At 36.3% G+C, this 10,735-nt stretch carries 11 protein-coding genes, 1 tRNA gene and 1 pseudogene; 5 read left to right on the plus strand and 8 right to left on the minus strand.

Going from position 1 to position 10,735, the window contains the following annotated elements:
* The first annotated feature begins 99 nt into the window (after nt 1-99).
* Together RDN22_RS05350 and RDN22_RS05355 are read left to right on the plus strand one after the other, a co-directional pair.
* On the plus strand, nt 100-1,098 hold the full coding sequence (locus tag RDN22_RS05350) for an alpha/beta hydrolase (protein ID WP_308556649.1): 999 nt from the start codon (nt 100-102) through the stop codon (nt 1,096-1,098).
* 59 nt (nt 1,099-1,157) lie between these two features.
* The gene (locus RDN22_RS05355; RefSeq protein ID WP_308556651.1) at nt 1,158-2,021 is read left to right on the plus strand and encodes an alpha/beta fold hydrolase; all 864 of its coding nucleotides are present in this window, start codon (nt 1,158-1,160) and stop codon (nt 2,019-2,021) included.
* Here RDN22_RS05355 and RDN22_RS05360 read toward each other — a convergent pair whose 3' ends face one another.
* From RDN22_RS05360 to RDN22_RS05380, 5 genes are all read right to left on the minus strand, one after another.
* On the minus strand, nt 2,022-2,462 hold the full coding sequence (locus tag RDN22_RS05360; RefSeq protein ID WP_308556653.1) for a MerR family transcriptional regulator: 441 nt from the start codon (nt 2,460-2,462) through the stop codon (nt 2,022-2,024). It lies immediately after the preceding gene.
* A gap of 88 nt (nt 2,463-2,550) precedes the next feature.
* On the minus strand, nt 2,551-3,063 hold the full coding sequence (locus RDN22_RS05365) for a dihydrofolate reductase (RefSeq protein ID WP_308556655.1): 513 nt from the start codon (nt 3,061-3,063) through the stop codon (nt 2,551-2,553).
* Nucleotides 3,064-3,072: 9 nt separating this feature from the next.
* Nucleotides 3,073-4,029 (minus strand): thymidylate synthase, encoded by a 957-nt coding sequence (locus RDN22_RS05370; RefSeq protein ID WP_308556657.1) that lies wholly within the window; start codon nt 4,027-4,029, stop codon nt 3,073-3,075.
* A gap of 129 nt (nt 4,030-4,158) precedes the next feature.
* A complete protein-coding gene (locus RDN22_RS05375) occupies nt 4,159-5,547 on the minus strand; it encodes an amino acid permease (RefSeq protein WP_308556659.1) in 1,389 nt (462 codons plus the stop codon).
* Nucleotides 5,548-5,684: 137 nt separating this feature from the next.
* A tRNA-Ser gene (locus tag RDN22_RS05380) sits at nt 5,685-5,773 on the minus strand.
* A 160-nt stretch (nt 5,774-5,933) separates the two neighbouring features.
* Here RDN22_RS05380 and RDN22_RS05385 point away from each other — a divergent pair.
* Entirely contained in the window at nt 5,934-6,509 is a 576-nt protein-coding gene (locus tag RDN22_RS05385; RefSeq protein ID WP_308556661.1) for a phosphatase PAP2 family protein, read from the plus strand.
* 113 nt (nt 6,510-6,622) lie between these two features.
* Entirely contained in the window at nt 6,623-7,816 is a 1,194-nt protein-coding gene (locus RDN22_RS05390) for an SLAP domain-containing protein (RefSeq protein WP_308556663.1), read from the plus strand.
* Between the two features lie 83 nt (nt 7,817-7,899).
* Here RDN22_RS05390 and RDN22_RS05395 read toward each other — a convergent pair whose 3' ends face one another.
* A complete protein-coding gene (locus RDN22_RS05395; RefSeq protein WP_308556665.1) occupies nt 7,900-8,733 on the minus strand; it encodes a DegV family protein in 834 nt (277 codons plus the stop codon).
* A gap of 226 nt (nt 8,734-8,959) precedes the next feature.
* Here RDN22_RS05395 and eno point away from each other — a divergent pair, with 226 nt between their 5' ends.
* Nucleotides 8,960-10,246 carry a phosphopyruvate hydratase gene (eno, locus tag RDN22_RS05400; RefSeq protein ID WP_308556667.1) on the plus strand — a complete coding sequence of 429 codons (1,287 nt, stop codon included), beginning with the start codon at nt 8,960-8,962 and terminating at the stop codon, nt 10,244-10,246.
* Between the two features lie 81 nt (nt 10,247-10,327).
* On the opposite strand, the pseudogene RDN22_RS05405 reads toward eno, so the two are convergent.
* Nucleotides 10,328-10,591: pseudogene (locus tag RDN22_RS05405) on the minus strand (DUF4767 domain-containing protein); the annotation flags it as partial.
* Between the two features lie 27 nt (nt 10,592-10,618).
* A partial coding sequence (locus tag RDN22_RS05410) for an IS3 family transposase (RefSeq protein WP_308554877.1) occupies nt 10,619-10,735 on the minus strand: 117 nt, incomplete at its 5' end.

The raw sequence follows: 10,735 nt of genomic DNA on the forward strand, positions 1-10,735 counted from the left end.
ATAGAGTTTACTCCATAGCAAATTTTTTTATCTTTTCTATTGCTGTGTAGTCGACTCCATGGTTTAAGATGACTTTGTAAAATACAGGAGGTATTAAATATGAGTAAAAATAAATTTGGTCTTGTTTATAAAAACGCAATTGAAGATAACGTTCCAGGTAAAGTTAATCTCAAAACTATTTATTACAAAAACTTCTTCGGTTTAACTATTGCCGCTAACCTTTATACTCCAGCTAATTTTGATAGCAAAAAGAAATATCCAGCTATTGTTGTTGCACATCCCAATGGCGGTGTTAAAGAACAAGTCGCTGGTTTATTTGCTCAAGGTTTAGCTGAAAATGGTTATGTTACCGTTGCCTATGATGCTGCTTATCAAGGTGCAAGTGAAGGTAATCCTCGTCAAACTGATAACCCTGCTTTTCGTGTTGAAGATATTAATGCTTCCGTTGACTATTTAAACAAGCTTGATTTCGTTGACGATAACCGGATCGGCATTACTGGTATTTGCGGCGGTGGTGGTTACACTATTCAAGCTGCTAAAACCGATAAACGTTTACGTGCTGTAGCAACTATCAGTGCATTCAACTCAGGTCGCGTTCGTCGTAATGGTTTTAAAGACGCTGATAAAGAAGGCATCCAAAAGAGATTGAGTGATGTTTCAAAGGCGCGTGAAAAATATGCTAAAACTGGTGAAGTTGATTATATTGGCAATTTGCTCACTGAACGTCATCACTTTAGTAAAGAAGAATTAGAACAAATTCCAGCTGGGCTTTATCGTGATGGTGTCGAATATTATGGTGATACTCACTATCATCCAAATTCTCAAAGTCGCTATACTACAATGAGTTTGATGAATTTAATGGCGTGGGATGCTGAAGATCAAGCAGATCTTATTAACCAACCACTTTTGATGATGGTTGGTGATGTTTCAGATACTCGTTATATGACTGAAGGTATCTTTAACAAGGCAACTGGAACTAATGATAAGAAATTAGTTCTAATCAAAGGTGCAAGTCATATTGAAACTTATTGGAAAGAACCTTATGTTACTGAAGAATTGAATAATTTGGTTTCTTTCTTCAATGAAAAATTGGCTTAATTAGATTTTTAGAGAGTGAGCAAGCTATACGTTTGCCCACTCTTTTTTTAGGTGAACTTATGAAAAAACGACAAATCAGTCTAATTATCTTAATTCTTATAATTACAATTGGAATAGGAACATTTATGGTTACCAGAAACAAACACGATACGATAGAAATGAAAACCAGTGAAGTAATTAAAAGCAAACAACTGCTTAAAGTTAAACGTTCAATTTTGCATATCAAAGATCAGCATGGTACTTTACACGGCACTCTTTTTACCAGTAACCAAGCGCAAAAAAATAAGCCGCTGATTATCTATTCCCATGAGCTCGGAAATAATCAATCAACTGGCTGGAAATATGCTAGATCATTAGCTAAACAAGGATATACTGCTTACACTTATACGTTTAATCATGGCTCTGCTGGTAGTGATATGACAAAAATGTCAATCTTCACTGAAGAAGATGATTTAAATGCCGTAGTAAATCACTTTAAAAAGCAAGGTTATAAAAAAATATTTTTGCTTGGGGCTAGCCAAGGCGGGGTAGTTTCCGCAATGACTGCAGCCGATCGAAAGGATATTAAAGGATTGGTGCTTTTTTATCCTGCTTTTGTTTTGCGTGATGATATGCTTAAAAGATTTCCTAATAACAAATTTCCTAAAACATTTGATATGTGGGGAATGACATTAGGTCGTGAATACCTTGCACGTCTTCCTAAATACAACATTGAAAAAGAAGTCATTCGCTATCATGGACCAGTTCTGCTTGTTCACGGCACCAGCGATTCCACTGCACCAATAAGTTACTCTGAAAGAATGGCAAAAACTTATAAAAATGCTAGATTGGTAAAAATTCCAGGTGCAGGACACGGTTTCTACGGCTTAGAAGCACAAAAAGCTACTAAAGAATTGCTTTCTTTTATTAAGAAAAATCAATAGCTATTTTTGATACTTCTTCCATATTGGTTCTACATTACGATGATCAATATTGCCTTGTTCTAAATTAACAAAATGATCATCAAAAATATCTAACTTATATTGCAAGACATTTTTAGTATCTTGCAATATTTTTATTTGTCGATTAATTGCATCGATTTGATCTGATAATAAATCCTTCTGCTTTTTAAAGGATTCTTCTGAGGGATGATTAAACAAGTAGCCAAATTCAGCAATTGCATCTAAAGAAAGTCCTGCTCTTTTTAAATTCATTGCTAAATAAATCCAATTCAATTCATAATCCGTATAAACTCGATAACCATTCTTATCTCTAGGGACATGCGGAATAATGCCCTTTTCTTCATAAAAACGTAGGGTATCTTTACTAATGCCGAAGAAGTCAGCTACTTCTTTAGAAGTTAATTCATTTTGTGATCCGTTCATTTAACTCACCTTTTTCTTTTAATTAAGAAAATTATAGCAAAAAAATACTAATCGCCTACTTTACAGACGATTAGCACTTTGGATAATACTAATTTCTAGCTTTTCTAACATAAGTTAAAAAAGTGTACGGATATTTATTCTTACTATCTGCATCATGATGCTCTTTATTCACTAATTCAAATTGTGAATAATCGATTTCTGGCATAGTCGTATCTGCTTTAAAAGCGCCATCAATTTCAGTCTTTTCAAGCACGTCGACTTGATCAATTAGCGCCTTAAAAATCGATACTCCACCAATTGCACAGATCTTTTCATCCTGATGCTCAGCTAGATAAGCATTCATTTCTTCTAGTGAGGTTAAAATTTCTACTTGCTTATTATCTTGCCACTTATCCTTTAACTCTTTATTCCGAGTTAAAACGATGTGCTGTCTTCCTGGCAATAATTTAGGCAAGCTAGTAAAAGTCTTTCTCCCCATTAAGATTGGGTGATTCATCGTTTTTTCTTTAAAATGCTTTAAGTCAGCTGGCAAATGCCATGGTAAATGACCATCTAACCCAATATTTTTCTCTTTATCTTCTGCCCAAACATATTCAATCATTTTTAATTCCTAAACTGCAACTGGAGCCTTAATTGTTCCGTGGTGCTTATAATCGACTACCTTAATATCCTTCATTTCGAAGTCCTCAATATGCTTCTTTTCAGGATTGAGCCAAAGCTTTGGTGAATCATAAGGCTTACGCGACAACAATTCTTTTACTTGTTCAAAGTGGTTGCGGTAAATATGTGCATCCCCCAGCGTATGAACAAATTCACCTACTTCAAGCCCAGTCTCGCGAGCAATCATGTTCAATAGCAATGCATATGAAGCAATATTGAATGGCACACCTAAGAACATATCGCCACTTCTTTGGTAAAGTTGAACGCTAATTTTACCATCCACTACATAAAACTGGAACATTACATGGCATGGTGGCAATGCACTTGTTGGGACATCTTCTGGATTCCATGCAGTAACAATCATTCTACGTGAATCTGGCGTTTCTTTAATTTGCTTGATCACATCAGCGATTTGATCAATAAAGCCGCCCTCGCGCTTTTGCCAATGACGCCATTGTGCACCATATACGTCACCTAAATTACCATACTTTTTAGCAAAATCCTCATCATCCAGAATTCGTTGATCAAACTTCTTCATTTCTGCTTGATAAATCTTATTAAATTCTGGATCGCTTTGACTGCGCAAACCAAAATCAGTCATGTCAGGACCTTGGTATTCGTCACTAGTTACCCAATTTTTAAAGGCCCATTCATCCCAAATATGATTGTTATGCTCTAACAAAAAGCGGATATTGGTATCGCCACGCAAGAACCATAAAAGCTCACTTTTAATTAAGCCAAAAGGAACTCTTTTAGTAGTTAACAATGGGAAGCCTTTTGATAAGTCAAAGCGCATTTGTGCACCAAAATAACTTCTAGTGCCTGTACCAGTACGATCGCTTTTATCATGTCCTTCAGTCATAATTTTTTGCAAAAGATCTAAATACGGTTGTTCAAGAATCGCCATTTTTTACACACCTTTCAAGTTATCATCTTGTTTAAGATACCATAGATCTGGTATTTTTGATAATGCAAACTACAAGATTTAGTGTGCTTTAAACAAAATAAAAAAGATGAACTTAATCATCTTTCTTACTTAATTTTTCTTAAATTCGCCCTTATGTCTAACCAAGTAAACAATCACTGCCACAATTAATACAAGTGCCCCTACGATAACTGAAATTCTCGTATCAGGGTTGATAAACATGAAGAATACAATTACAAGCAGCATGGCAAAAGCAAAGTAGTTTGAAAACGGATAAAGTGGCAACTTGAATGGGTGGGTAGCCATTTTATCTTTATTATGCTTTCTAAATCTAAGCTCTGCTAATAAGATTACGAACCATGGAATCATCCCTGGCAAAACAGATGAACTGAACACAATAACAAACAAGTCTGAAGCAGAGTGATTGAATTGTGATGCAATTACGTTTAAAACAAAGCCGATAAAGATCCCGCCAGAAATACCCATGATTGCGCGATCAGGCACGATTCTCTTTGAAATATGCTTAAACACGCTAGGTGCTTCATTATCGTGGGACAACTTAAACAGCATTCGACTTGATGAGTAAATTCCTGAGTTAGCACCAGATAAAGCCGCAGTCAAAACAACGAAGTTGATAATTGAAGCCGCTGCAGTGATCCCTACTTTAGCAAAAGTAGTTACAAAAGGTGACCCCAAGCTGCTTAACTTATTCCATGGATAAATGGTTACAATTACGAAGATTGCACCTACATAGAAAATCAAAATTCTAAGTAAAACTGACTTAACACTTTTGACAATGGCTTCTTGCGGATGAGCAACTTCACCAGCAGAAATACCTAAAAGCTCAATTCCTTCATATGAACCAACGATAATTGACATTGAGAAGAAGAAGCCCTTAAAGCCACCAGTGAAGAAGCCGCCATGAGCCCACAAATTGCTAAAGCCTGTTGGCTTACCGCCATTACCAACACCAAAGAAGATGACGATAAAACCTAAGATGATCATCAAGATAATGGTGATGACTTTGATCATCGCAAACCAAAATTCTAGGGATGCATACGCCTTGGCACTAGCTAAATTGGCTAAAAGCAAAAAGGCAATAATGATGATCCCTGACCATAAAGCACTAATATTCGGCCACCAATACTTTAAATATTCTGTTGCAGCAACTACTTCTGACATCCCTACAACAATATATTCAAAAACATTGGCCCATTCAGCCAAATACCCAGCTAAAGGATAGACATATTCTGTTGCATAATCTGCAAACGATCCAGTACCTGGATTGATATAGAGCATTTCCCCTAGTGCTCTCATAACAATGTACAAAATTAACCCAACAAACATGTAGGCTAAAAGTACTGAAGGACCAGTCCATTTAATAGTTGACGTAGACCCCATAAATAAGCCGACACCGATTGCTCCACCAAGTGAAATCATTTCCATTTGGCCAGCAGTCATCGTGCGCTTTAACTGAGGCGCGCTATTCTTTTTTTCCATGACTCAACTCTCCATATAATTAATCTATTCCTATTAATTACCGGAACTAATTTACTTTTGATTTTGGTGTTTTGTCAAGGGTAAAAAGAAAAAAGCTACTATTATTTAGTAGCTTCTTAGAACTTCGATTAAAAATAAGGAGTGTACAGGATTTGAACCTGCGCGCCAAGGAAAACTTGGTTCGCCGGATTTCGAGTCCGGTGCATTACCACTCTGCCAACACTCCACAACGTTTTTATTATAACCTTATTGCGAAAAATAGTCCAAACCTATTTTTTAACTAAAAATTGCAAAGATAATATTAATTTTGTTTAAAGATTGGTACTATTTTGGTTTTTATGGTTACAATAGATTTCAAAGTAAGTAATTGGGGATATTTTGCATAAATGAATAGTTATTTAGTGTTGCTGCTTGCAGCAGCTGTTTTATTGTTACTCATTTTTAATATCAAAACCTCACGTCGTTTCAACCTATTTGACCATTGGCTACACCATCAACTGATCAAAAAGCGCAGTGGCTACAAATGGCAAGTCATTGCCTTTATCAATGACCCTAAATTAATGGTTGTTTGGGACGTGCTTTTGGCAGGACTGCTTTTAAATGAAGAGCGCAACTTAACTGCACTTTGGGTGTTAGGTACCCTAGGCTTTGCAGATATTTCTGGTATTATTTTAAAGAAATTAATTCGGCGCAAGCGTCCTATCTTACATTCAGATATGGAAGAAGGCTACAGCTTTCCTAGTGGTCACGTTTTAGGTGCAACGACCATGGGATTAATCTTATTGCAGCTTTTTACAAAAGATTTAGGCATTGCCTTCATTGTCATTATTATTGCTGCTTGGGTGATGGTGATTATTTCTCGCTTGAGTTTAAAAGCTCACTACCCATCAGACGTAATTGGTGCAACTAGTTTAGCAATTGTTTGCTTCAGTATTTCACAGCAATTATTTTTAGCAATTTAAAAGGATATGTTACATAACAACATATCCTTTTTGTTTTACCTGAACGTTTGAATTGACATATTTTAGGGGGGTAGATAATTAAGGTAGATAAACTTAAAAGGGAGAAATTAACTATGAGAAAAAACAAATTAATGTTAATTTCTGCAGCAGCATTAATGGGTATTGCTCCATTATTTGCTTCAAATATTCAAAATAATACTGTCCAAGCTGCAGATACTAACGTAACTAACAAAATGATTATGCATACTGCATTGGCCTATGACAAAGACGGCAAGAGCACTGGCGTAAAGTACAATGCTTTCAGCTATGCTAAATTAGTAGCTAACCCAGTAAAGATTGATGGTGGTCTTTACTACAAAGTGGCTGATAAAGATCAATATTTAAAGGCTACTAACATTGATGGTGTAACTAGAACCATCACCCACAATACTTACATCTATAGTACTTCAACTCGTCGTACCAGCTACCAAAACAAGTGGAAGTTATACAAGGGTCAAACAATTACTACTTACGGTGGCTCTTACAAGTTTAGAAATGGCAAGCACTACTTCAGAGTAGGCGGTCCCGCTAAACAATATGTAAAATCATACAATTTGGGTCCAGTAATTAAAGTTAATACTGTTATGGGTCCTAACGATACAAATAGTAGCAGCAATAATAAGACTAATACTACTGATGCCAACAAAAACAATAGCACGACAAATACTACTTCTTCAGAAGAAACTACTGTAACTGTAACTTCTAAAACTGCTCCTCTTTATGTAGAAGTCCCTGATAAGGATATGGTTCAACCTTCAGGTAAGACTGCTAAAATGGGTGACAAATTTGTAGTTGACCGTTTAGAACAAGGAACTCGTGCTGGCACTGGTCAAGATGGTGACGATGACTGGGAATTAGCTATTTATCATATTAAAGGTACAAACTACTGGATTTACAATACTAACGTTAAAGCAGCAAAGAATATTCCAGAACAAAATTATATGAAAACTAAGAGTTCAAACATCATATTTATTCAACCAACAGATATTTACACTGCTAACGGTACTGTAATTAACTTCAATGGTGATCGTGCTCGTAAACAATCCGGTCGCTATAAAGTTGATAAATTACTTTATCTTTGGGTTCCAAGCGAAAACAAAGCAGAATTATTCTATCATTTAACTGGTAATTCTGTAGATGGTAGCAAAGGTACACTTAGTTTCACTGATGGCTATGTGAAAGCTAATGACGTTAAATTTGATACTAACAGCGTTGCCTTAACTCCATCAAATACACCTGAACAAGCTAAAGCTGCTGCTCAAAAATAAATTATAGATATACCAAAAAGACTCTACTCACAAATAATAGTGGTAGAGCCTTTTTTTCGCCTATTTAGCTTTGTATTTTTGTTTTATTCATGAAAACCTACCATAATACCGCCCTCTTCAGCATAGAAGCTACAAAGGCCACGCATTGGACGAACTGTAATTTTAGCATCTGGATATTCAGCTAAAATTTTCTCTTTAATTATTTCTGCGTCCTTTTCATTTTCGCAGTGATCAATAATTACTTCACCGCCGTGATAGTTATCTTCTTTCATGTACTTGATTAGTTCACGAATAGCCTTCTTCATTCCCCTAGCCTTAGTTAGTGGTTCAAGCTTGCCTTCTTTATTTGCAGTACCTATCAAATTAATTTTTAAAAGACCGGCAATCTTGGCAACAGCTGGTGAAACACGACCGTTCAAAGACAAATTGTGTAATGATTGCAAAATAAAGAGCAGATGTGTGTGCATTCTAAATTTAGCAATCTCTTCTTCCAAATCAACAAATCGAATGTCGCCTTGAATCATTTTTTCGATGCCATGCAAAACAATAGTAAGTTCAGGGCCAGCACTTCTTGAATCAACTACAATAATTTGACTGGTAGGATGCTTTTCCTCATACATTGCTTTTGCTTGCAAAGCTGAAGAAAAAGTCCCACTCATGCCACTAGTCATCGTAATGATAATTGCCTTTTCTGTTCCCTCTAATGCATCAAGCCATGCCTGAATACTTGGACAGGTAGTTTTACCGGCAACCTGATTTTTATTCATATCGGATAAAAATTCTTGGATATTTAAATTTTGATCATCAGTATAATCCTTGCCGCCAAAAGAAATAGTCAAAGGCACTACTTCTATATTCTCTGCAGGATTACTTTCCATATTGCTACTAGAATCAAGAATTAATTTAATATTTTCCATATTCAAATTCCTTATTTAAGATAAACAATTATTTTAATATATGTATTATATGCCATTATATAGCCATTTTTTATTTCATTTAGGAAATTTTAAAATGTAAACCGCTTTCATATGTTTACACAATCACAAAGTTAGGCTAAAATTTGAGTTGTAAAGCGGAGCAAAAATTGTTCCGTATGGCATGCAAAAATTTTGTTACATGCCATAATTTTTGAGGAGGTTTATAATGCTCAAATCAGTTATTGAAAATGTACACGCACTCGAAATTTTTGACTCACGTGGTAACCCAACTGTTGAAGTTCACGTTACCCTTTCAAACGGTGTCGTAGGTAAGGCTGAAGTTCCATCAGGTGCTTCAACTGGTGAAAACGAAGCCGTTGAATTACGTGACGGTGGTTCACGTCTTGGTGGTAAGGGCGTTTCAAAGGCTGTTAACAATGTTAACACTGAAATCAACGACGCTTTGAAGGGTATGGACCCATTCAACCAACCTAAGATTGACCAAACTATGATCGACTTAGACGGTACTCCAAACAAGGGTCGTCTTGGTGCTAACGCTATCTTAGGTGTATCAATGGCTACTGCTGTTGCTGCAGCTAAGGCTAACCACCAACCTCTTTACCGTTACCTTGGCGGTATTGATCTTGAAATGCCACAAACTTTCCACAACGTTATCAACGGTGGTGAACACGCTGACAACGGTATCGACATCCAAGAATTCATGATCACTCCAATTGCTAAGACTTCATTCCGTGATGGTTTCGAAAAGATCGTTAACGTATACCACACTTTGAAGAAAGTTCTTGAAGACATGGGTTACGAAACTGGCTTGGGTGACGAAGGTGGTTTCGCACCTAACATGAAGAACTCAGAAGAAGCTTTGAAGGCTTTACACGAATCAATCGTTAAGGCTGGTTACAAGCCAGGCGAAGATATCGGTATTGCATGTGACTGTGCTGCTTCATACTTCTACAACAAGGAAGACGGTAAGTACCACCTTGAAGGTAAGGTTCTTAACGATGAAGAATTAGCTGCATACTACGACAAGCTTTTGGACGAATTCCCTGAATTAATGTCAATGGAAGACCCATACGACGAAAACGATGTTGACGGTATGGTTAAGTTCACTGAAAGCCACAAAGACCGTATCCAAATCGTTCTTGACGACTTCATTTGTACTAACCCAGCACTTTTGAAGAAGGCTATCAAGGAAGGTGCCGGTAACGCTTCATTAATCAAGTTGAACCAAATCGGTACTGTTACTGAAACCCTTGAAACTATCCGTATGTCACGTAAGAATGGTTACAACACTATGATTTCACACCGTTCAGGTGAAACTGGTGACACATTCATCGCTGACTTGGCAGTTGCTGTAAACGGTGGTCAACTTAAGACCGGTGCTCCAGCTCGTTCAGAACGTGTTGAAAAGTACAACCGCTTACTTGAAATCGAAGAAGAACTTGGCAAGGGCGAACGTCTTGCATTCTTCCCAGACGATGTTGATCACGATTAATTTCGATTAACCGAGTACAATTTCAACAAAAAGCATGTAGATTAATTTCTACATGCTTTTTTGTTTTGTTTTTAAACTGATTTATTTTTGATAAGCTTTCTCAAAGCCTTTTACTAAAGTAGCATCTTTTACCGTTTTAACTAAGACTGATCCACCCTTTTTAGATTGATCAAGTAAGATCACTGGCTTATTATTCTTCAAACAGAACAAATAAGTATTATGCCATGATTTGAAATTATCATTAGCAATTGCTACAACATTGTATTGATATTTATTCTTACCTAAAGGACTCCAGCCTATCTTGATTGCTTTTTTATTTAAAACAAAAGTCGTTTCTTTAAAGACTGAAGTGGGACCTAAAAAGTAGACATTTTAAAACATAGGATTAATAGAGGCTTGATTCCGATATTCTTTCGGAGTTAAGCCTTTTAATCTGCTCTTTATCCTTTCTTCGTTATAGTATTTGATATATTCCTCTATAGCTTGAGC

The organism is uncultured Lactobacillus sp. (genome assembly GCF_902491705.1).
Taxonomy (GTDB): domain Bacteria; phylum Bacillota; class Bacilli; order Lactobacillales; family Lactobacillaceae; genus Lactobacillus.

Bases quoted from the DNA above. Each gene is read 5' to 3' on its own strand.
- RDN22_RS05350 (WP_308556649.1), top strand. From the start codon at position 100: ATGAGTAAAAATAAATTTGGTCTTGTTTATAAAAACGCAATTGAAGAT.
- RDN22_RS05370 (WP_308556657.1), bottom strand. From the start codon at position 4,029: ATGGCGATTCTTGAACAACCGTATTTAGATCTTTTGCAAAAAATTATG.
- RDN22_RS05365 (WP_308556655.1), bottom strand. From the start codon at position 3,063: ATGATTGAATATGTTTGGGCAGAAGATAAAGAGAAAAATATTGGGTTA.
- RDN22_RS05375 (WP_308556659.1), bottom strand. From the start codon at position 5,547: ATGGAAAAAAAGAATAGCGCGCCTCAGTTAAAGCGCACGATGACTGCT.
- RDN22_RS05360 (WP_308556653.1), bottom strand. From the start codon at position 2,462: ATGAACGGATCACAAAATGAATTAACTTCTAAAGAAGTAGCTGACTTC.
- eno (WP_308556667.1), top strand. From the start codon at position 8,960: ATGCTCAAATCAGTTATTGAAAATGTACACGCACTCGAAATTTTTGAC.
- RDN22_RS05385 (WP_308556661.1), top strand. From the start codon at position 5,934: ATGAATAGTTATTTAGTGTTGCTGCTTGCAGCAGCTGTTTTATTGTTA.
- RDN22_RS05390 (WP_308556663.1), top strand. From the start codon at position 6,623: ATGAGAAAAAACAAATTAATGTTAATTTCTGCAGCAGCATTAATGGGT.
- RDN22_RS05395 (WP_308556665.1), bottom strand. From the start codon at position 8,733: ATGGAAAATATTAAATTAATTCTTGATTCTAGTAGCAATATGGAAAGT.
- RDN22_RS05355 (WP_308556651.1), top strand. From the start codon at position 1,158: ATGAAAAAACGACAAATCAGTCTAATTATCTTAATTCTTATAATTACA.